Here is a 22,349-nt window from a genome sequence, read left to right as displayed (position 1 = left end):
TTATTCTTTCATCAGGACAAACTAAGAACCCCAATAAATTATCGTTAACAGCCATGCAACAACATTTGAACTAAAAAGCACAAGTATTAGATTTACCACCAGGGGTTTGCTTACCCTGACACCAACTACAGAAAGAAAACCTACAGTAACAACTGAATAAAAAATAAGAACATATTGCTTACCATAAAAAGATAATATAAAAAGTATTACTCCGACAAATGCACCTAAAACATAATATAGATTTTTTTTATTAGTCTGTCCCATAAGCAGCGCTCCGTACAATTTCTTCAGCAGACCTTCGCCCTTGCTCAATCCCATAGGTAACATCCCCTACGCCAGCCAAAGCTCCTAAAGGTGCCAAGATAATTCCTGTTACCACACGTGTAACAGTTCGTGACACGTTATACGCATTAGCATTCGCTTCCGCACTATCATAAATTCTGGTACCTACTTCTACAGCAGCGTCGACCGCTAATTCTGGGTTTTCTATCACGACTCGACCTGCAACAGATAAAGCTTTATCCATCACATGACCTTCAAAGTTTGCGTTATTAAATTCTGCCTCACCATATAAACCAAGAGACCGACCAAGGTATCTAAAGGATTTCCCAACTCCTTTAAATACTGAAACAAACCCATCTTTAGCTCCCCTTGCCGCCCCAGCGAAACCACTTTTACCAGAAGAACTATTTTGCGTATTCTCTGCCAAACCAGAACTTAATGCATTAAACGCATATAGGAATGCCCCGGATGTCGCTCCATTGGCAAATTTTCCTCCGGTTATCTCAGAAACCGTTCCGCCAACCACACCAGAAGCTACACTTTCTGCAACAACATTATCAAAGCTAAGGATTCCTGGCGTTGCTAATTTTGTAAGACCAGCACTGGCAAAGCCATGCCCAAATTTACCTCCCTGAAGGATTGACATCACTCCCCCCACGGAGCCCTGGGCAACAACCAGTTTGGCAAAGTTACTAGCTGAAAGGTAAAGGTTTTTTCCTGCCCTGATTGTATGCTCAGCAGTTTTCGCAACAGATCCCAACTTTGCGAACCCTTGTGCAACCCCATAGAAGGCCATAGCACTAACCCCACCCATTAGCGCCCCCTTAAAAACATTCCCTCCATTAGCCCCAGCACCAATACCGCCTGCAATCGCGCCATAGATGAAACTCTGCCATAGCCCCATACCCCACGGAGCCCAAACTGAAAGCACAATTCCGGCAATCGCACCTATATAAGGCTTAATTTCTTTCCAAACCTTATCTAAGAAATAGCCACTAGGATCACTAGCATTCAGCGGGTTATTGCGCACATAGCTATAGCGGTTATACATCTGCGTATCGGCAGCGGCTTGAACAAACGGGTCCGCCTGCATAAAGCGCCCCAAACGCGGATCATAGATACGGCCATTCATATGAATCAGCCCCACCTCATCCAGCATTTCATGGCCTGTGTAACCACGGGTGGTACGGCTGTGATCGAAGTTTGAAAGTGCAGTCAGGGATAACGCATTCCAGTTGGCGCTGTTGCGGCGCTGCCCCCAGGCATCGAAGGACATTTCCTGCACTACCTTACCGGTTTTATCGGTAATCAGGTCCATGGAGCCCAGGTGGTCCTTGTAGAGGAACAGCTTATCGGTGGAGAGTACCTTGAAATCCTTGTCGGTTTTTACGGTATAGACTGCCGTACCCACCAGGTGACGCTTCCACTCGATCTCATTGGGCTTACTGGACTTCTGGATACGCTCGATACCGCCGATATACCAGGTCTCTGTCACTTCCCCGTTACTACTATTGGTGTCCTTGCGGTAGTAGCGGCTATGGCTGGGGCCATAGAGGAACTCAGTGGTGTTATTTCCCTTTTTAATCAGAGAGGCTTTATCGAAGGTGGTGTAACTAATAGTACGGCCACCGTCAAAACCATCGGAGGTCATATTGCCATTGAGGTCATAGTTATAACTAACGCCTCCAGCGGTTGTTACTGCATGGGGGCCAGCGCCATTTTCACCGTAGATATAATCCCCTACGCCGGCTTTGTAAGTGATATTACCGATGGCGTTGTAGCGGATATCCTGCTCGGAGACGCTGAGGCCACTACAGCTGAAGTTGCTACTACCTATGTGGGTTTTAATCAGACGGTTGAGTTTGTCATAGCAGAAGCTCTCGCGCAGATCCTTGCTTCCGCTCTGGTTGTGACGGCTGGTGAGATTGCCGAGGGTATCCCACTGGTAGCTGATATCTTGGATACCAAAGGCTCCCAATACCGTAGAGGTCTGCTTTGTTAGGCGGCCGCTGGCCGCTTCGTAAGTAAAATTAGAAGTTGCGCCGTTACCCAATAGCTGCTCTTTCAGTTGGCCGCGAGCGGTCTGGGCTTTCACCTCTTGAATCAGGTCCCCGGTGGCCAGATCTACTACCTTGTAGAGATATCCATAGGTATTGTAGAAATTCTGAGTCCCTGATTTGCCACCATCGAGCATGCTGTCGAGCGCATCGTAGCTGTATTCGACACGGCCATGGCCATCAAATACCGTGGTGGTGACATAAGAGGGTTGTGTACCAGCCCCATCAAAGTCCACCGCCTGGATATGATTTCGGCCAACCTGGTCATACTCATACACCGCCTGATATCCAGAGACGCTGTCCATAACCATCTCCACCTGCCCTAAGCCATTGGTGGCACTGTCATACAACCAGGAGACATCGCTAGTGGGGGCGGAAGAGCCTTTAGACTTTTCAATACGCGTGGACTGTCTGCCCAATTGGTCGTAGGTTAACTCTACGGTGTGGCCATTCGCATTGGTTTGCTTTTTCAACTCACCAAAGCCGGTATATTCGTAGTGCCACTCTCCCTTATCCGGGTCGTCCATTCGTATTTTTCGGCCCAGATCGTCATATTCGATTGTAACCACAATGGGATAACTGAGACCGTCGCCCTCATCGATATGTGCACCGGCAGTATTCGCCTTACCCCAGGATTTGGCTTTATGCAAATTGCCCTGGCTGTCGTATTCGTAGGTGAGGCGGCCATCGATCGCATCGATAACTTCTACCAACTCACCAGCCACATTTTTGATCTCAGTTTTTTGCTGACCTTTATCATTGGTGGTGATGGTCTTAAGGCCGCTATAGGTGATGCTGGACACTGAGCCATCTGGCGCAGTGACACGGCTTGGGCGGCCGAGTAGGTCATACTCCATGTTGGACCATAGGCGGGTATCACCAGAGAAATAAGGCTCACTGGCGAACTTCACGCGGCCCAGGTTATCGTATTCTTTATCGGTATAGATTTTACTGTTGAAGCCCTTGGTTTCAGTTCTTATAGAGCGCCCCAGTGCGTCGAAGTATTCCCTACTCCAGCTACCGGTACTGCTATGAGTGGTCACCATATATTGTGCACCGGCCGGACAGGCGATAACACAGCGCTCATAGTCCGTCAGTTTATCCGCGCCGGTATTACTCTGACTGATGGTTTCACGGCCGAACTTATCGTAGGCAAACCCGGTTTCCAGCCCATTCATCCCCTTCACTTCCAGCGGTGCGCCAAAGTGATTGCGGGAAACCACCCTTTCGGTTAGATGATCGAGGGCATTGTAGCTTTCAAATACATAGCGGCCGGAAAGGTCATACACCGTTCTTGCGCTACGAGCGGCTTCGCCGGGAGCAGTTACCGTCTTCTTATTAACGTTGCCAAAATTGTCATATTCGTAAGCGGTAGTCTGCTTGTATTCTGGCTTATTAGGCTCAATAACCTCGGTTTTTAAAAGGCCGTTGAGCACGCCCGATGCGTAATAAGTAAAGGCTGACTCGCGGATATGGCTGGGCATACCCGGGCGAGTACTGGTCACTTTTGTTGCAGTTAGGCGGCCCTTTTCTTTTTCCCAGACACTGCTGCCATAGGTATTTTCTGTTTTCTTAATAAACTGATCGCCGGAGATGCCGTCTTTTGTGACAACGTCGATACTGAGCGCATTGCCATAGGCATCGTAGCTGTTTGTGGTGGTAACGCTTTGCAGCAATTCTCCCTGGGTGCTACCGGCATCCTTCAGGTCATAAGTTTCTTCCACCGCTTGATAAATATAAGGTTGATAAGGCGGCAGTGGTTTCCCGCTACCATTCCAGCCCTGTAGACGCCAATTATTGCTCGCCCGGCTTAGCAGCTGCCCATCGGCAGTGCGAGTTTCGGTCTTAAGTGGCATGCCCACAAAGGGGAAGTCCTGACGGTAGGTAGTTTCCGTCACTACGCCAGTTTGGTTATCGGTAGTGCTGATTTTCTGGAAACCCAACATACCCCGGCCAGCGGCCTGGAGTTTCATCTGATGGTAGTGGTATGAAACCGAGCTGAGGGCAGACTGGTTAACAGAACCCGGTGCGGCAGCGGCGGCAGGGGCAGAACTTTCCACCTTAGCAACCAGGTACATAGGGCTCAGAATATCCAATACCGGCTTATCTTTACCTAAGGTGTGACTATCCGCAGGTAAATCCCAATCGCCATTGAGTGCGGTATAGAAAGCATCAATGCTGCCTTCCGTTGCTACATCCAAACGAGTGTAAAGCTCGTCGTAGCGCATGTTCTGATAAGTAATATTGGTAATATTACCAAGGCCATTATCTATCTTATTAATTACATTTCGCGGAATATTCTTATATTGAGAATCGCGGGTATTATCCAGGCGGGTGTAAACGATACCACTAGAAGCATCATAACGGTGATAATCGGCTTCTCCATCGCCATTCGTGTCCGCAAACCATATCATGTCACTTGAAGCTATAGTGCCACAATAGGTAGCACTGCCCGAGCAATCAGAGAGATGATCAAAAAGTCTGCTATCGGAAGAGTCAATAAATTCGCCGGTATTTTGATCAAAGTAGCGAACTTTCACATCATTCCAAGGAGAAGAAACCGGCCAGACGAAATCCTGATAACCATCGTTATTCAGGTCTACAAAGGAGCCCCTGCTACTTCCAAGGTATCCCAAATCCTTAAAGCCTGTGCCAGTGCTGATTTTGCTATAAAAGCTGCCGGAATTTCCAGGGTAGGCAATATCCGTGAGGCCATCGCCATTTATATCTATAGCAATTGGGCTTTTTGAAGTATTCGTCGTCGAGAGCACGCCGATAGAGCGGAATTCCTTCGCTTCTTGATCAAATACGGCGGCTTCGAATCCAGCGGAAGTGGCCACCAGAATATCCATAGCGCCATCACCATTAAAATCGCCCAAGGTATCGGGCAGACGTCCGCTGGACTTCATACTGGCAGCGCCAGAAATATTCAATGGGTAACTGGTGTATTCATCACTGAATTTATAGTAATTTTTAATTGACACCTCTCTCCCTGCTGACTCTAAAAGGCGTACAACAACTTTCGCTCCAGAACTGCTGCTGTAGCTAATAGAAATATAATCTGCCAGGCCATCACCGTTAAAGTCGGCAAAAATGACATCTTTATTGGTTCTACGGGTAGTAATTGGCCTGGAATCCAATTTCCAGCGCTTGCTCGAGGTATCGTAACGACTTAGATAAACAAGCCATGTGTTCGAAGGGAGACCACCATAATTGGAGCGTGGGTCATATATGGCCAGATCATGGCGACCGTCACCATTAAAATCCAATACCCGGATAGCGAAGTCTTCACCAACATTAGCGCCGGTAAAGTACTCAGAAGTAAACACGCCGCCGGTAAAGTCCTGCTTTACAAAAACTGAACCATATGAAATCGCATATTTAACGCGAATATCCGTATCGTTCCCATCATCATCGTACCCTTCGATCCAGACGATATCCTGCTTACCATCACCGTTAAAATCGGCGTACTTGTAATCAGATAGGAAACGGTGCTTAGTGGGCGAGAAATCGATAGCTTCCCACTTCTCTCCAAATTGGTGCCATGGCGCCTGTAGCCATTCGAAGCTGATCGCAGGGAGGCAACTAGAACCTACGCACTCCTGTATGGATGTCAGCAAGGAAGTTCGATCTTTATAATTTTCCTTGGGAATGAAGGGCAGAACTGGGTTATACCCCAGATTGTACTCACGAATTACTTTACCATTAGAGCTGGAGGTGATTTTTTCCAGGCGCTGAGTGGTTTTAAGTTCATAGCCTGCGGTATAGCCCCGAAGGTGCTCTGGGCGGTCTTCATAGAAAAATCTTACTTCCGCTTCATAGGAGCCCGAACCATAGGCATAGCGGATAGACCGAACTCGGTGCCCTGACTCCGAATCACCCTCATACAAAAACTCGATTGGATTACCAACACTATCCTCAAAACGATTCTGTGCCCAAGTGAGTACATTGCTCCCTGCAAGTTGCTTGGAATCACTACTATTCCCGTAGTAACTGACCGATCCATCTTTACGTTCCACTTTAAAATAAGACGGCTTACCAAGGCTGCCACCTATTGATGTGACTGTGGCAAAAGAATCCATCTCAGTTTTATATACCGCACCAACTGCGCCATATTGAGAGCCACTCTCTTGTATTAGGCGCTGACCATCTAAGCAGAATCGATCTGATTCGGTCCAGCTAATAGGCCGAGCATTACCATCAATTGATAATGTCTGGCGGCAGCGGGAAATTCCAGAAAGGCCACCAATAGCCCAACCTTTACCAACCAGGCCGTTGCCACCACTACTGCTATAGTTCAGAGAAATTTCTGGTACAACTCCTGCTGTACCTGCAGCTGTTGCGATTGGGAAGGAGTAGGTTGCCGCGCCGGATTCATTGACCCGGAATTGCCCACCAGAAGCCCCAGCCATATTGGGCGATTGGATAGTGGCTGGAGTGGAATATTCACCAAAAGCGCCGGATTCGTCTGCATGAAAAACAAAGTCCCCCGCAGTGATATCCTCTCTGCCATCTTCATTCTTATCCTGTATCACAATAGAGTCGACACCTACACTGGCGAGGATTGCTGCCGCATAAGCTATTGTGTCATCACTGTTGTCGGTGGAGAGAGTTTGAATAAGCGCTGGCAAGCCATTTCCCTGTGCATGAATAATCAGAGGCATAGAGGCAAGAAGGAGCAAATCTGTTGCACCGTCACCATTAAAATCGCCAAATAAGGAAAGGTTTTTTTCTAATTTTTGAAGATTGGCAACTTCCAAATCGGTAAGAGTCGTCTCTAACGGATCGTCATAACTTTCCTTGTCCTTGTTTAAGTACAAGACAAAATTAGGTAACTGAGGCATTACCAGAGGGGTAACAATATCTCCATGTAAAAGAACTAATGGGCGATTATACTCAAAGTATAAGTCTTCACGGCCATCATCGTCGATATCACCCTGATAAATGGTATATCCATTTTTTTGAATCCCCGTAGCTGCAACTACTGTAGAAGAGAAAGCGGCACAAAAAGCCAACAGAAAAAACAACGAAATACGCATAAATATCTCTACAAAGACATCAACGGGGATTCAATCTATCAAGGCAAAAAATGGAAACTTATACCTTATAAATATGCTTTAGAAGTATTATTTTTTAAATCAAACTTCTTAAAAATAAGCATCCTCAGATCACAGCACACCCCTTTAAATACACTGCTCCCGAGGGAGCGCGGAGTATAATAGCCGCATATTTTTTAAACAAACCAAAAACCTGACCTAAAATTTATTTTGACTTTCCGGTCAACAAAAATCGGGATGCAGTTTCATTAAAATGATGTTTAAGATAAAAAAAACCAAATCAACGTAATAAAAAAGAAAAAAGTTTTAACAATCAGGTATCAAAATATGCAAGAAAAGTTCAAATTTTTATACAGCCTCACTCAAATAAATCACGACTCACAACCACAAAGCAGTCATATTTTTTAACCTGCAAATCCTGCACCACCCAAACAAGCAACAAGAAACTAAATAACGGAAACAACAGAAAACAGCACACCAATTTAAAATAAGAAATTAAAATTTTTTAAATGGTTATATAAAGCCCACTCAGATAATTCGATAACCTTCGAGAAGAAATTAGAGAATCACAGGCTATTGACCCTGAGCAAGACTTAAACGCGAAAGGCAGTCACATTGACCAAGGAAATTTAGCAGCTAAGACCAATCAACCCCACTGTTTCATTATTAAAATTTATTATTCCCTAGATAAATCTTGTATCTTAGGGCGATAGAGGTCTCTACCTCGGCAGGACAGGCCAAACCACTCCAGGCAACCGGCATCTAAAACTGTCACCACCGCCCCATCCTTTTGGTCTTCACAAAAAGCGATATTGGTGGGGCGCTTCCCGCAAGTCGGAATGCGCTCAGCCACCCTGCCATCGTGATCTAAAACACTCACATCACCCTGACCAAATACGGCACAGTAAAGCCGGCCATCATCACCAAAAGCCATTCCATCAGGCCCAATGAATTCTTCTGGTGATCCCAGGTTAACATTGCCAAATAGCTCAGGTTCACAGGGGGCTGAGGAGCTGAGATCGTAACGGTAGATATTTCCTGTTAGGGTTTCTGCCACATAAAGTAAATCATCAGCATCAAATGCAATGCCATTTGGGAAAAACAAACCCGTATCTACTAAGCGCAATACGTAGCCATTACGAGGGTCAATTTCAAATACCCTCCCATCATAATCACACTTTCGGAAGTCAGGGCGGATTGCCTGCCCCTCAACAAAGCTATCCGGATCAATGCCGGAGTCCGTCATATACAGCAAACCATTTTGGCTAAATACCAGGTCATTGGGCCAAAGATAGGGGCGATCTGCAGGCCCCTCATAAGTATTGAGGACTGTCCCATCGGGCCTCATGCGTACCAGCCTTTTCCCCCCGCCTCCCGCTATCCAAAAATTGCCATCGCCATCGATCGCCATTCCATTGGGCCGCCAGCCGGGATGGCCGACCTGATGATATCCTCCTCGTATATCAATGCGACTAACACAATTCCGCGCGCTCGACATTTCAGCAACGAATATCTGGCCGTCAGGTAAACAAACCGGGCCTTCCGGTTCCTGCAAGTCGCTGTTCAGCACACACCTTTCCATAGGATTTACCGTTGGATTCAATCTTCTCTGCAGAACAATTTAAGCCGCTCTACTTTTTTACTCATCGATTATTTAAACAGTCATTACAGAGATATCTCAAATTCTTAACATTTACTCGCCGCTACCTTATGAGGATCATGCAATTTCGGCGGGGTGGCATTACCCCCATGCTGCTCTAGCCACTCACACGCATGGATAATGTCGTCAGCAAGGCCTTCAATCGCATTCAGATTAAGGTGTGGGCGCACTACAATACGCAAGCAATTTACCGATTGAGCATTAGGCGGCATGGAATAAGCGGATAACACCCAGCCGCGTTCACGTACCTTGTCAGATATATCGTATTCATTGAAATTGGTATATTTAGAATTCAGGGTCATCGACACTACAGGAATACGCTGGGTTTTATTCATAATTTCGAAGTAGCCGCTTTTTACCAGACGATGGCGTAATAGCTGCGCATTCGCCAAAGTGTGCTGCATAATATCTCTATAACCTTCGAAACCGAGACGAATAAAGTTGTAGTATTGATAGGCAACCGGTGATGCATTCCGGCTGAAGTTCAAAGTTGCCGTGGGCATCTCTCCCCCCAGGTAATTGACATAAAACATCAGATCTTCATCAAAAACGGAACGCTCGCGAAAAATCACCCAACCCAGCCCCGGTGGCACCAAGCCAAACTTATGCCCCGACGCATTAATAGATTTCACTCGCGGCAGGCGAAAATCCCAGTGGTAGTTGGGGTATAAGAACGGGTTCACAAATCCCCCAGAGGCACCATCAATATGCATTGGGATATCATGACCTGTTTTCTGCTGGTAGCGGTCTAACCAATTATGGATAGCGCGAAAGGCGTCGTCTTCTCCTGTGAAAGTCTGCCCGGCAATCGCCACTACCGCGATGGTATTTTCATCTACCAGCTCATCCAGATGTTCGCTATTAAAGCGGTAATGCCCAGGCTTTAGGGCTGCTATGCGCGGCTCCACATCGAAATAGCGCATAAATTTTTCCCAGACAATTTGAACATTGGCCCCGGTAACCAGGTTTGGCTTGGAAGCATCCCTGCCGGCCTTCTCTCTCTTTTTGCGCCAGTTCCATTTATGGGCCAATCCCGCCAACATACAAGCCTCAGAGGATCCTATAGTTGCAGCACCATAGGGCTCCACTCCTTTAGGGCCATTCCACAGTTGATGCAGCCAGCGCACCATACGCGCTTCCATAGCAAATAACTGCGGATACATATCGTGGTCGATATAATTTTTCAGGTAATGTTTTTTAGCGACATCGAAAGCTTCTGGCTCGGTAAATGTAGTGACAAAAGAAGAAAGATTCATGGCCGGCTTGGCATCAGACCAGGTCTCACTGGTAACAATCGCTTCCGCCGCATGCGCAGAGATACTCCCCCTGGGGAAATGATCCTCGGGGATATCCTCATTGTATTCATCGAAAAACATATCGAATGGCGACTTTTGCTTCACGACCGACCTCCTTGTCACTCGTTAATATCTGAAAAAGATTGCTGCTTATGCCCACCCTCATTACGCCAGGAGGGCTTACGCCAGTAGAAAATAAATAGCGGAATAGTCACCGTAATAACAATCCCGGAAAAGACCAAAGCTACATACAGCCTTGGGTCACTCACTGAAAGCTGCTGAGGAGGAAAAAAGGACACCAACAGCGCAAAAGAAACTGCGACAACGCCAGTGCCTGCAGTAATCCAAACGCCGGTGATTCCACCGGGAATTTTAAAACCCCTGGGAAGGTCTGGCTGTGTGTAGCGCAAACGGATAACCGCAGCAAACATCATTAAGTACATAATGATATACAGGCTTATCGCCATAACCGGGATCAAAACAAAGGCGGTCGACACATTATCCACCAGGATATAAATCGATGAGATGAGCAAGACAATCAGGCATTGGGCGTAAAGGATATTTTTCTGTACGCCGCGAGCATTTTCCCGCTGAAACCAGGGGGGCAGCATGCCATCCTGGGCGGTGGCCAATAGCCCTCTGCTGGGACCGGCCAACCAAGCCAGGGCTCCCCCGAGGGCACCGTAAGCAATCAATCCCGCCAGAATCTGAACCGGCCAACCAATACCCAGCAACTGGGAAAACCCCTGACCAAACGCGGTGAATAACCCCGTCTCTATAGATATCTGTTGATAGGGAAGGATGGCAGAAATGGCGAGCGCCCCAAGCGTAAAGATCAGAAAAGAAACGGCAGCGGCAATGCCAATAACAACCGGATAACCACGGCGGGCGTTGGGCATTTCTGAGACATGGCTGGCCTGGGCCTCAATTCCTGCGAAAGAGAGCAGTATCCCTCCAAGAAAGGCTACTGCACCGAGACCAGTAATGTGGGGAAACCAGCGTGGGTGTACTTGCCCATCTTCCCTTACAGCTACAGCCGGGTCGGTAGCGGTTTCCCAGCCCAAGGGGTTTCCCATCACCACCCAACCCACTGCCAGGGCAATAAGAATCAAACAAGGCATTAGTGTGCCCACCAGGAATCCATACTTGGTGACTACCACCAGAAACCTGGTTCCCGAAAGGGCGACAGCAGTGGCAATAAGGTAGGCAACGATACAGAAGCCGCCGATATAGTAGGTATTACTGGCGAGATTCTGCTCTCCGAGCGCATAAGCAATAGCGGCTGCGGCAAACCCCAACTCGGTGGGATACCAGACCACACACTCCACCCATTGCAGCCAAATAGCGACAAAACCCATTTTGGGCGTAAAAGCCTCTCCCACCCAGGTATAAACACCGCCGGTGCGGTCGGAGAAAGCACTGCCCAGTTCGGCTGCCACCAGTCCTGCCGGAATCAAAAATAAAAGGGCGGAAATGCCGATGTAGAAAAACATCGTCATCTCCTCCTGCGCCATCATGGGCAAATTGCGAAGGCTGGTTACGATCGTTGCCGCGGTGAGAAAGCCTAGAGCGCTGGCAGAGAATATTTTACGGTTGGATATATCTGGCTGCTGCGATTCGTCGATATTACGCCTCACAGCTACCCCCCCACTCTATCGGATTAGGCACTTAGCGAATGACTATCTGCCAGTGTAGATAAGTTAGACAATGACTTAAGGTGTAGAAAATCCAAAAATACTAGTAGGTGCCAACTCTATTTAAAATCCGCCTATTACCCCGGCACACCGTGCTTGGTGTAAATATCGAAACGCCCTGACTTCCCTTCAAAAGAAAGCATTGGCTTTTTATCTGCAAGATATGGTGCCACCTTGGGACGTTTGACCACGGTGCGGTAATAACAGGCCCTGAGTGCTGGCTCTAGCAGATCGTCCGCATCCAGGTCCTCTCCAACCAGATGATGAAAAGCCACCATCTCTTTTTTTACCTTGGCACTTTTGCCCCGGGGCGGAAACATGGGGTCCAGATAAACAACCGGCCAAGATTCCTCAGCCTGCTGAGCCAACCAGTCTGCGGCCGGTGCAATATCATCGGCCAAAGATAAAAGCCCAGCAATGGCGGCCAATTCCGGGTCGGCAGTGGCAGCCTCCTGCAATCGCCTCAAGCCATCCTTAAGGAGCAAGCGCACAACCGGATTGCGCTCAAGCATCTTCACTTCGCAGCCCAGAGTCGCCAGGACAAAAGCATCACGGCCCAACCCGGCAGTGGCATCCAACACGCGAGGGTAAAAACCAGGGCGCAAACCCACAGCCTTGGCAACCGGCTGGGCTTTACCCCCACCATATTTGCGCCTATGTGCTAAAGCCCCACCAACGAAATCAACAGAAACTGGCCCCGGTGCTTTGCGCCCGGTCGCACAGAGTTGCAACTGCTCTCCACAAGCTAATACTTGGGGAACCTCATTAATTTCGCTGGGGGAAGCAACTCCCAAACAGGGAAGGTTGAGTTGACTGGATAATTCCTGGGCGTTGGGCAGGTCTGCGGAAGTCGTCGCAATAATGGCCAAGACTGGGCTCACCGGCACTCCATATAACAGTTAAACGGTGCGCGATGCTAACCCGGATTTTTTAACCATGCCAGGGCTTCAGGATAATCATTTAGGGGGAAAGGCCGAACCTCCGCACTGATAAAATGGCAAACCAGGTGCGGCATAAATTTAAGAACCGGGTTGTCTGACACCACCGCAATCCTCTGGATATGCTTCTCGTGATTATGTACAAAGCGAAAATGCGAGACCATCGCGACAAAATTTTCCCAGCCCGCAAAATCTTCAGCGTCAATCAGTAAACCCTCTATCCTGCCCTGCTCGCGAATAATCGGATCTATTTTTTCTGCCAGCTGATGAAAATCCTCTGCGGTAAATTTTCCACGCGGCCGAACCTGTAAAACGGTATGTCCCTGTAGCCATTTATGTTCGATCATTTTGCACAGGTTGCGGGCCGCCTCAACAGGTGGCCCGCAATATCTCCTTATTAACCGAGTATCTAATAATCCTTTTACTAGGGCTGGTCTTCGTTGTTGTCCACGCCCTGATCCATCTCACTATCGCCATCCGGTGTAGTGCTATCCATATTGTCTGCACCTTCCACAGCTTTCTGGGCCTCATTGGCGGCATCTTCCGCTACGCTGCCCGCTGGGGTATCTGAATCTGCATTGGGAGTATCTGCAGAGTCCCCTTCTGCGCCAGGCTCACCAGGACGCCCACGAAGAGCACCCTCGGCGCCAACATCCCCAGCATCCCCTGTCGATCCAGCCCCCATAGTATCCGGGCCTTCCCCACTGCTGGAGCCACTCCCCCCAGGCGGTGTTGGATCTGTCTGCCCAGAGCCCTGTGGCATCTGTGCATCGGGGTTACCCATACCGTCTGGTGGCGTGGTAGTACTATTGGGAGTAGTCGAATCACTTCCGCTGCCAGGTGGCTTGGAACTGTCATTCATCTGCTCACTATTGGGAGTGTTCATCGAATCGTAGGCTTCCTTGGCCTTATGTTCGCCGCTACGCGACATAAAATATCCGATGATCAGCAGCAGGATGATCAGTGGAATCAATAGCTTCTTCATATATCGACCTCTCGACCCCAGGCAGTTACAAGAATTGCGCTCTTGCTTGGCCAGCCCCCAGGGTTCTGGGAACCTACTTCCGCGCGATAATCGCTGGCCTTGCAGCCTCTTGACGCCGAAGCAAAGGAAGTTCAACTTCAATCGGCCAAAGAAGGTGGCGCCAATAATGATAAGAATAACCCGGCATGAGGGTTCTTCAAGGCACGGGGGTTACGCAGAAGAGTCTGGATTGCTGTAACTGGCCCGCGACTTACAACCGAATATTCTAATGAGTGTGGCCTTTTGGAGAAATCAGCCTTGGGAGCTGAATTCATTGAGCTCAGCCAACAGTGCCTCAGCCTCCGATTCAACAACCGCGGAATCACAGCTCTGCAACTGCAACCTGCCGTAGCTATCGAGCCTGGCAAAAATCAGATAGCGCTCGCCCTTTTCAAGCTTCTTGTCGCAATATTCCAATCCCAGGCGAAAGGTAATTTGGTCCGCCACAATACCTTTCCAGACCTGGCCTGGCACCGCGGAATAGACATAACCTGAAATCGCCGTGACACCCGGCTCCGACAGCGCGCTGTCTACATCCCGGTGAATACCAATGACCTCCACCTGTGCCACTACGGCAGCCGCGCCAAATCGGACTTCCAGGTTAGTGCTGGATTCCGCCATTTGCTCCTGCCAGGCAAAAACCTGGATGGCCACTAGCACCAAGGCAAAGACCCATAAGGATTTCCATTTGAACAGGCGATGACTCACGGCTTTGCTCCACTATTTACTTATTAGTAGATGTAGAGATAGCACAGCCAACCAGCCAGTCGCCGGATTTTTTAGCCTTCAGCTATGCACCGGAATCATTTGTCGGAGCAAAACTTATATGGGTGCAAAAAACGTCCAGGGTGTCCGCTAGAACCTTGTGCAACTCAGTGCCTAATAGAAATCGAAAGGAGAAGATTTATACAGAGGGAAGGGTTTCAACTGGAATTTTATTAGTTGAAAAAGAAAAGTAACTTCACTGCGTACAAGACTTCCACCTGGGCTTGGGGTTATCGAGACGCAGTGATTGACAGTGCAGCCGTTTACCCGCTGCACAAAGTGTTTACAGAGGCAGTAACTCCAACTCAACACGACGGTTGGCCTGACGGCCAGACTCAGAACTATTGCTGGCCAGCGGGTAGCGCTCACCATAACCAACAGCCTGTACGCGGCCGGAAGAAACGCCGTTATGGCTGAAGAAGCTCGCCACAGAGTTAGCCCGCTGCTCACTCAGGGACTGGTTATACACGTCGGAACCAGTGCTGTCGGTATGGCCACTCACGCGGATGGCGGTCTTATTAAACTCTTGCAAAACTACCGTTACGGATTCGAGCGTGTCATAGAAATCCGTGCGAATATCTGAGCGATTGGAACCAAAAGTGATGTTGCCCGGCATGATCAGGCGAATGTTGTCCCCTTCACGTTGGACTCGTACACCACTGCCTTCCAGACGCTGGCGCAAAGCCATTTCCTGGCGATCCATGTAGTAACCGATACCGCCACCAATCGCGGCACCGCCCAGAGCACCAGTCAGAGCTCCCTTCTTGCGGTCTTTCTTACTCGCTGTTGCCACGCCGACAATAGCACCCGCTACGGCGCCTATTCCGGCCCCCTTGGCGGCATTACTGGTTTTGCTTTCACCGGTGTAGGGATCCAGGGTGGAACAGCCTACCAGTGAGCCCATAGCGAGAATTGCTACCCAATGTTTCATTATTGGTTCTCCTAACGCACTTTTAATAAATGGGTATCGGGACGCACTGAACCCAGTGCTCCATCACAGTGCCGGCATTATCCAGCTAAAAGCTGACCGGCGGCTGAATCAACCCAACCAAATTATGTGAAGATTACGGCGAAGCCATTACCAGTTCTATTGACCAGTCCCCATTGCAAGCATCGAATTTCCAGCTTGCGGCACTTTCGCACTAAGTTGCTGCACAAAAAGTAAACGCTGCAAACTTCTTCCACAGCTTCTGTGGATAACTTTGTGCATTAATAAACGAAGGTCCCCGCCAGGCGGCATTGACTCTCGCTTACAGCGATTTGTTTATTTTTTAAACTCCCTAGTTTTCTCTTTAAAAACAACGAGTTATAGGCGACGGAAGAAATTATGTACCAGCTGGGCCGATAAATACTAGAGCGCCAGTTAGCCCACTATTGAGTGTGGAAAAGTTTGTCAATAGCAAAGACGATACAATACAAACTTTTTTAGACGCTTTAATACTTAAGGCAGCGCCGAAGTGACATCGAGTTATTTTCAATAAATTTTGGCGATGCCTGTCGACATAAATTTCATCTTAGCCGGCAAATTTGTATTTCTGCGCCAGCATATTATTAAGGCAACCAAGTGGCGTGCCCGCCTACTTTATTGCCCTACTTTTAATGTTCCTCAGTAATGAGGGGGTTTTTCGTCGACTGGCTTGCCGCCAGCCTGCATTTCAAAGGTTAGCGCGCTGTACTTCTCTCCAAGCTCACGCATTCTTGCTACTACAGAGCGAATATCCGCATCTTGGCGCGCAATGACATCATTCAATTGAGAAATCGTATCTTCCTGAAAAGCCAAGCGAGTCTCCAGCTCGTCGATTCGCTCCATCAGTTTTAAAACGTCTTCTGTCATTTCAATAATCCGTACAGAGTCTCGACCAAACTAACCGCGCGCCGATCCATAAACAGGCTCTGCCCCAGTCGTGTAGTGATATAACCCACCCCCAGGCCCTGCTCCGGATCGGCAAAGCCGACGCTACCCCCAGCACCAGGGTGACCAAAACCTTGCTTTCCACCAAAACGCAGATCGGCCGCCTGAGTACTACGGATAAAACCACAGCCAAAACTCACCTCGGCCTGCAATACTTTATCCCGCCCACGGCTCTGCTCTCGGGAAGCCTCATCGACCCATTTTTGCCCCAGGGTAATTGGATTTCCCCCCGCCAGGTCCCCGTAAACTGCAGCAAGATCCCGCGCACTGAAATGGCCATTGGCTGCAGGAATCAGGGCACCGCGCCACTCGGGGCTATTGGTGCCCATCATCAAGCTAACGGGGTTGCTAAACGCCATGGCCACGGGGCCTTTGCGATCCTCTTTAATTGCCCGGCCAATGGCATTCTCACGCAACTCCGGCAATGGCTGTTTCAATGGGCTCACATCGGCAATTCGGCTTGAACTATGCCCCAGCGCACCAAAGCCGCCATCGAGATTGAGGGGTTTGGCTAGCATTTCCCGATAAAGTTCCAACAGAGGTTTTTCAGCAACCCGTTCGATCAGGCCGCCCAGGCTCCAGCCGTAGAGAAAAGGCGCATACCCCTGTTCACTACCCGGCTCCCACCAGGGGGCTGTTTCGGCAACCGCATCGCAGGCCGCTTGCCAATCGTAAATAAGGTTGTCTTTAACCCGCTCGCGAAAAGCGACCAAACCACTGCGATGGCTAAGTAATTGTCGCGCGGTGACAGATTCTTTGTTCTGTGCAAATTCCGGCCAATAGTCTGCAACCGGGCGATCCAGATCCAGCTTACCAGCCTGTACTTGCTGCATAGCTAGCAGTGCTAGTACACCTTTGCTGGATGAAAACACATTGACCAGAGTCTCTTCGGTAAAGGGTTGCTCCCCATCCCGATCGGCGCTGCCCGCCCACAGGGAGCAGATCAACTCGCCATGCTGGCGCACCGCGAAGGCGGCACCGGTATCTCCACACTCGCGAAAATTCTTTGCGAAAGCCTCGAACAGGGCTTCAAAACCGGGGGCGCAAAAGCCGTATATTTCCATGTATCTAGGTCCAAATAATTTGGGTAACTCTATTGCAGGTCCGCAAGGTTAGTTTCTTCCCCTCCCTGGCGCAAATCGTTACTATGCGCGTCCACAGCGAGGGATAGTTATGACTGAGCAAATCGCCATTCAGGATCAGATTCAAGGCAACCACTGTTTTGGCTGCGGGCCGGACAATGACCAAGGCCTGCGTATTAAAAGCTATTGGGTAGAGCCGGATAAGTCCCGCTGTCTATTCACTCCCAGCCCTTACCACAATGCAGGGCCCGCTCAATATTTGAACGGTGGCATTATCGCCACAGTCATCGATTGCCACACTGTGTGTACCGCTATCGCCGATGGCTATCTGCAGGCTGGCCGCAAGGTGGGTAGCGGAGACAAGATCTGGTTCGCCACCGGCAAGCTGGACATAAAATACCTGGCTCCCGCCGCTATTGATCAACCAGTACTCTTAGAAGCCACCATTGTCGAGCGCGGCCCCAAGAAAACTATCCTGCACTGTGAACTCAGCAGTGACGGGCGCCTCTGCGCTAAGGCCGACGTAGTCGCGGTACGTGTACCCGACGAATGGTAATCCGCAAAAATTAGGGTTAGCGGGAGCCTCTGTGAGGCACCCGCAATCAAATCAAACCTCTTCCACTTGTAAAGACGGCTCGAGCCGGTAACCACAAAACTTGCAAAACTCAGCATCTGGATCATGGACACTGCGCCCGCAGTTGTTGCAGCGGTGATGCTTGCGTTCGCGATGCATCTCACCGGCCAGCTCTGCAGTCAAAATTCCGGTGGGTACAGCGATAATTGAATAACCAATCAACATGGTCATGGCCGCTATCGCCTGACCCAGTGGCGTATGCGGAGAGATATCCCCGTAGCCAACCGTGGTAATCGTTACAATGGCCCAGTAAACACTGGTGGGGATGCTGGTAAATCCATTTTCCGGCCCCTCTACCACAAACATCAATGAGCCGAAGATGACGCACATCACTAGTACGCTGGAATAAAACACCAGGATCTTTCGCCGGGCCAAACCCAGGGCCCGCAGTAGCAGGTTGGCATCCTGTAAATAACGCACCAGCTTCAATATCCTGAAGATTCTCAACACCCGCAGCAAACGGATTACCAATAGGTAGGTTGCACCGGTATACAGAAGAGCCAGATAGCTGGGCAGAATTGCCAGCAGATCAACAACACCGTAGAAACTGAAAATATACTTGCGCCTGTTTACTGAACAATAGATACGGGCGGCATATTCCAGGGTAAACAGCCCGGTAAAAAGCCATTCCAATGTGATCAGGAGCGTGCCGTAGCGGTCAGCTATTGGTCCAATTGAAGCCAGCAGTACCAGTCCCACACTAATTAAAATTGCCCAGATCAAAAACACATCAAAGTTGCGCCCAGCGGGCGTCTCGGTGCCAAAGATCACTTCATTGAGCAGTTTTCGACGTCCAGTCAACGCCATGGATCAACCTCTTCTACCAGCTACCAAGGATTTGCGCTCAAATTTTACCTGCTGGGGGCTGGTGGGTCGCCCCCTATTCCATTCTCATCCAGATATTCAGCCGCTACCTCTTTGACTTCCCCCACGCCTCGGGCACAATCGCGCCCCAGTTACCCTGTGCAACAATTTTTTGGAGAGCGCCCAACCATGGCCAAGGAGAACCGTCTCGTTTATTCCACCGACCGCGGTCGTATCAAAGAAGAGCCCGCAGCAGAGAAGCGTCACCAGGGTGATGGGATTGTGCGCATCCAAAGAGAGACTAAAGGACGCAAGGGCAAAGGGGTTACCTGTGTGCGTGGCGTGGACGGCACCGATGGTGAGTTGAAGTTACTACTGGCGGAATTGAAAAAACGCTGTGGCTGCGGTGGTGCCCTGAAAGACGGTGTGATCGAAATCCAGGGCGACAAGCGCGCGGAAATCAAAGCGCTATTGGAATCCAAAAACTACAAAGTGAAGCTTGCCGGCGGATAGAGCCTGGCGACAACTCATTGAATACCAACAGGCTCTAAACCGCTTGCAGGAGACGTAAAGGATTCACTTCCAGCTGCCCTTCTCTATGCAGACAACGTTGCAGCAGGGCCGCCAGCTGGATTTGATAGCGCTCCAGAATTACCGTACTTGCATAATTACAGCGGGACTCCATAGTACGCACCACGGCCAATGCCTCCTGGTGGCGCTGCGGTAGCTGTTGCAATGGCTCGCGCTTTGCCTTGATACAAAGTGCGCTATCCAATCCCTGGGCTTTTAATAGCTCAGAAGACTCCACTGTGGCAAAGGTCGCATCCAGCTCCCGAGCAGAGAGGGCCAGGTATTTCTGTACCAATTCCCGCTCGGCAAGACCTGGGGATAAGCGGCGTGAGAATACAGAGAGACTGGTGCTGTACCCCGCAAGGCGCTCGAGGTGTGTGGCCAGAGCGTCGTAGGCAGCCAACTGGCTAAGCATTCCCCTTGCCTGCTGGCGCTCCCGTGCCGGCATAGCGACTAAAGCCAAGCACAACCGTTGGTAAAACACCGAGTAGATCTTCTGCAGCTGACGCTCGATTTCCTCCAACTCAGACCGCTTTAACGCCGATGCTTCCTGCGCCGCTGCGAGGCTTGCGCTATTCAGAGAGTATTCCTGTGGCTCGATACGCACCTTGGCCCGAATCAGCGCCGCGCCAAGTTGCACCGACACCATAAGCTGACGTGTGTTCTCACGCTGTTCCCGGAGTTCACGCAGCTCAATGAGCTTGCTCCTTAGCCAATTGATACTGGCCTGTAAATCCATCGCCTGCATTTCCTGAGTCGCAGGCCTGCGTAGTGGCAGCAGGTTGAGCGGCGGCAGACGGTTAAAATAAACATCCAGGATCTGTAACGCCTCCTCCGCTTCGCGACTGGCACAAAGTAATCGGCGATTCTCCACAACCTGACAGTCCGACGCGCCAGCCTCCCCGCTGACCTCACTGGCCAACTTGGGAAAATCGGCAAAAAGCTCCGTGCAGCCAAGCTCCCGTTGTAGACGCCCACTAATATTGCGCTTTTGAACCACCTCAATACGCTGTAGATCCGCCGCCTCAAAAACATCCCAGGGATCACTGGCCTGAGCCATCGCGAGCTCAATGGTATTACTGGTTTCCTCATCCAGATTGTTCAATGTCCAGGCTACAGCGGCAGGGATGTTCTCAAAGCACTGCCCCACTGCCGAGGCCTCGCGGGCAGTCTCGGCAACCATTAGGTCAGCATGCACCAGGCGATGCCAGTTCCCGGCAAATTCGGCAAAAGCCCCACTGCCAATCAAGTCAGCAGCCCAGAAATCAGCCCGGCATTCCAGATAGCGTGCACTGCCCCGAGTGACAATACGGTGCAGATTTTCTAGCCGCTCAATCAATGGCAATAGAAAGTGGCCACAAGTTGCCAGTAATTGATGCAAGGATTTCAGCGGACCCGGTTCCCCGCTTCGGTACAGCACACTTCGATCATTTTCCAGTGCCCACTGCATCAGCTCCAAGCGCCTAACGCCATCTAACACCAGCCAGGCCAGTAGCCCATTGAGTTTTCCCTGATAAAGGCCAAGGCTGCGTGCCACTAACGCCAAGGTATCGCGGCCACTAAGGGAAGCCACACTGGCCAGGCCCAGGTTTAACCGCAATTGCTGACGCATCACCTCAGAAAACCTGGGCTCGCAATAAATACGAGCGTCTGGGCTGACTATCAGCTCCTGCACCCTGGGCAGTTTTGTTGCACTAGACAATTGCTCAAGTAAGGGCAATAAATCTTTGTTGTCCGCTTGCTTCAGAGGGACTTCGCCAGGCCTTGGACGCATTTCTCGAGGGAAGCAAAAATAAGGCAAAGCGACCAACAACAATAAAAAAATAAAGACTGCCGCCCCCCCTAGACTGATGAGTAAAGTGCCCCCAGTTAACTCCCCCTGCCAAACTGCCAAGGGAGTTTGCCAGAGCAGTGCACCGGCACCATAGAGACACAGAGCTGCCAAGCCGATAAAAATTGTAGGTACCGTTAAAGCAGGGAGTAATCCGAAAAGCACTCGCCAACCCACTGTAGCCAGCTGCGTTTTTCTATTGCTGAAGAACGCCCTCTTTTCATTGGCTTCAGGCTCTGTTGCCTGTGGTTTGACCTTTTCGGAATCCAGAGGGGGGGCAACGCTTCCTTTGGCATTGCTCACCGAAAGCGGTTTCTCTACCTCTTGCTCTCGTGCAGTCCCAGCCTTGGATGCACCTGCCGAGGCCGTACTTGTCGGCATCTTTTCTGCTGCATTGGCCTTGCGCCGTTGGGCCACTTTGATTTTTGCAATCAGCTGTTGGTTATCGAACTTTCCCGTAGGGCAAACCTCGGCACGAAGACCGATCTTGTGCAGCTTGGCCCTGTACTCCAGGGCCTGTGACGATGCCAGGCTGTCTTTAATCACCCAGCCTTTTAACAGTAATCTGCGAGCCTGGGCCTCAGGAACCGAAAATAGTTTGGCGATATCCCGAGTCACAGCCCCTGCTTCTTTGGCGTGGAGTGTCCTTCCCGTGGAAACCACCTGGTATAAATCCTGGCCCGCCATTCCCTTCTCCTGTCACCAAGTGACACTTATTGTCACATTCTTATCATCTTGCGCGCA

General features: G+C 49.9%; 16 protein-coding genes. 2 read left to right on the top strand and 14 right to left on the bottom strand.

Translation table 11 applies throughout. The annotated features are described in order from the left end of the window. Positions 1-21: 21 nt before the first annotated feature. The 12 genes from MJO52_RS09545 to MJO52_RS09490 all read right to left on the bottom strand — a co-directional run bounded on the left by MJO52_RS09545 (position 22) and on the right by MJO52_RS09490 (position 17,748). Positions 22-264 carry a hypothetical protein gene (locus tag MJO52_RS09545; protein ID WP_252085707.1) on the bottom strand — a complete coding sequence of 81 codons (243 nt, stop codon included), beginning with the start codon at positions 262-264 and terminating at the stop codon, positions 22-24. Next, positions 251-7,378 carry an FG-GAP-like repeat-containing protein gene (locus MJO52_RS09540; protein ID WP_252085706.1) on the bottom strand — a complete coding sequence of 2,376 codons (7,128 nt, stop codon included), beginning with the start codon at positions 7,376-7,378 and terminating at the stop codon, positions 251-253. Before MJO52_RS09540 ends, MJO52_RS09545 begins: the two co-directional genes overlap by 14 nt. Positions 7,379-8,072: 694 nt before the next feature. After that, entirely contained in the window at positions 8,073-8,966 is an 894-nt protein-coding gene (locus MJO52_RS09535; protein WP_252085705.1) for an SMP-30/gluconolactonase/LRE family protein, read from the bottom strand. Between the two features lie 116 nt (positions 8,967-9,082). Continuing rightward, positions 9,083-10,456, bottom strand: a complete 1,374-nt coding sequence (locus tag MJO52_RS09530; protein WP_252085704.1) for a glutamate decarboxylase — start codon at positions 10,454-10,456, stop codon at positions 9,083-9,085. 14 nt (positions 10,457-10,470) lie between these two features. Continuing rightward, on the bottom strand, positions 10,471-11,988 hold the full coding sequence (locus MJO52_RS09525; protein ID WP_252085703.1) for an amino acid permease: 1,518 nt from the start codon (positions 11,986-11,988) through the stop codon (positions 10,471-10,473). Between the two features lie 134 nt (positions 11,989-12,122). Then, entirely contained in the window at positions 12,123-12,926 is an 804-nt protein-coding gene (locus tag MJO52_RS09520) for a class I SAM-dependent methyltransferase (protein WP_252085702.1), read from the bottom strand. Between the two features lie 35 nt (positions 12,927-12,961). Further along, the gene (locus tag MJO52_RS09515; protein ID WP_252085700.1) at positions 12,962-13,330 is read right to left on the bottom strand and encodes an STAS/SEC14 domain-containing protein; all 369 of its coding nucleotides are present in this window, start codon (positions 13,328-13,330) and stop codon (positions 12,962-12,964) included. Positions 13,331-13,407: 77 nt separating this feature from the next. Then, entirely contained in the window at positions 13,408-13,968 is a 561-nt protein-coding gene (locus MJO52_RS09510) for a hypothetical protein (RefSeq protein WP_252085699.1), read from the bottom strand. A gap of 291 nt (positions 13,969-14,259) precedes the next feature. Next, a complete protein-coding gene (locus MJO52_RS09505; RefSeq protein WP_252085698.1) occupies positions 14,260-14,715 on the bottom strand; it encodes a hypothetical protein in 456 nt (151 codons plus the stop codon). 340 nt (positions 14,716-15,055) lie between these two features. Continuing rightward, positions 15,056-15,703 (bottom strand): OmpA family protein, encoded by a 648-nt coding sequence (locus MJO52_RS09500; RefSeq protein ID WP_252085697.1) that lies wholly within the window; start codon positions 15,701-15,703, stop codon positions 15,056-15,058. Between the two features lie 675 nt (positions 15,704-16,378). Continuing rightward, positions 16,379-16,606, bottom strand: coding sequence for a SlyX family protein (locus tag MJO52_RS09495; protein ID WP_252085696.1), 228 nt, complete (start codon positions 16,604-16,606; stop codon positions 16,379-16,381). After that, positions 16,603-17,748 (bottom strand): serine hydrolase domain-containing protein, encoded by a 1,146-nt coding sequence (locus MJO52_RS09490; RefSeq protein ID WP_252085695.1) that lies wholly within the window; start codon positions 17,746-17,748, stop codon positions 16,603-16,605. The genes MJO52_RS09495 and MJO52_RS09490 overlap by 4 nt, the downstream gene beginning before the upstream one ends. Positions 17,749-17,857: 109 nt before the next feature. Between MJO52_RS09490 and MJO52_RS09485 the strand changes: the two genes are divergently transcribed. Then, positions 17,858-18,322 (top strand): PaaI family thioesterase, encoded by a 465-nt coding sequence (locus tag MJO52_RS09485; protein ID WP_252085694.1) that lies wholly within the window; start codon positions 17,858-17,860, stop codon positions 18,320-18,322. Between the two features lie 51 nt (positions 18,323-18,373). On the opposite strand, the gene MJO52_RS09480 is transcribed toward MJO52_RS09485, so the two are convergent. Then, positions 18,374-19,207, bottom strand: a complete 834-nt coding sequence (locus MJO52_RS09480) for an ion transporter (protein ID WP_252085693.1) — start codon at positions 19,205-19,207, stop codon at positions 18,374-18,376. Between the two features lie 186 nt (positions 19,208-19,393). On the opposite strand from MJO52_RS09480, the gene yciH reads away from it, so the two are divergent. Next, a complete protein-coding gene (gene yciH / locus MJO52_RS09475) occupies positions 19,394-19,717 on the top strand; it encodes a stress response translation initiation inhibitor YciH (RefSeq protein ID WP_252085692.1) in 324 nt (107 codons plus the stop codon). A gap of 34 nt (positions 19,718-19,751) precedes the next feature. On the opposite strand, the gene MJO52_RS09470 is transcribed toward yciH, so the two are convergent. Beyond that, entirely contained in the window at positions 19,752-22,292 is a 2,541-nt protein-coding gene (locus MJO52_RS09470) for a hypothetical protein (protein ID WP_252085691.1), read from the bottom strand. Positions 22,293-22,349 lie beyond the last annotated feature (57 nt).

This window comes from Microbulbifer variabilis, from assembly GCF_023716485.1.
Lineage (GTDB): Bacteria > Pseudomonadota > Gammaproteobacteria > Pseudomonadales > Cellvibrionaceae > Microbulbifer > Microbulbifer variabilis_B.
Note: the sequence above shows the minus strand (reverse complement) of the source record. Positions and strands in the feature narration are given on the sequence as shown.

Coding starts and splice junctions, on each gene's coding strand:
- MJO52_RS09545 (WP_252085707.1), bottom strand. CDS start 264: ATGGGACAGACTAATAAAAAAAATCTATATTATGTTTTAGGTGCATTT.
- MJO52_RS09540 (WP_252085706.1), bottom strand. CDS start 7,378: ATGCGTATTTCGTTGTTTTTTCTGTTGGCTTTTTGTGCCGCTTTCTCT.
- MJO52_RS09515 (WP_252085700.1), bottom strand. CDS start 13,330: ATGATCGAACATAAATGGCTACAGGGACATACCGTTTTACAGGTTCGG.
- MJO52_RS09510 (WP_252085699.1), bottom strand. CDS start 13,968: ATGAAGAAGCTATTGATTCCACTGATCATCCTGCTGCTGATCATCGGA.
- MJO52_RS09500 (WP_252085697.1), bottom strand. CDS start 15,703: ATGAAACATTGGGTAGCAATTCTCGCTATGGGCTCACTGGTAGGCTGT.
- MJO52_RS09495 (WP_252085696.1), bottom strand. CDS start 16,606: ATGACAGAAGACGTTTTAAAACTGATGGAGCGAATCGACGAGCTGGAG.
- MJO52_RS09490 (WP_252085695.1), bottom strand. CDS start 17,748: ATGGAAATATACGGCTTTTGCGCCCCCGGTTTTGAAGCCCTGTTCGAG.
- MJO52_RS09485 (WP_252085694.1), top strand. CDS start 17,858: ATGACTGAGCAAATCGCCATTCAGGATCAGATTCAAGGCAACCACTGT.
- MJO52_RS09480 (WP_252085693.1), bottom strand. CDS start 19,207: ATGGCGTTGACTGGACGTCGAAAACTGCTCAATGAAGTGATCTTTGGC.
- yciH (WP_252085692.1), top strand. CDS start 19,394: ATGGCCAAGGAGAACCGTCTCGTTTATTCCACCGACCGCGGTCGTATC.
- MJO52_RS09470 (WP_252085691.1), bottom strand. CDS start 22,292: ATGGCGGGCCAGGATTTATACCAGGTGGTTTCCACGGGAAGGACACTC.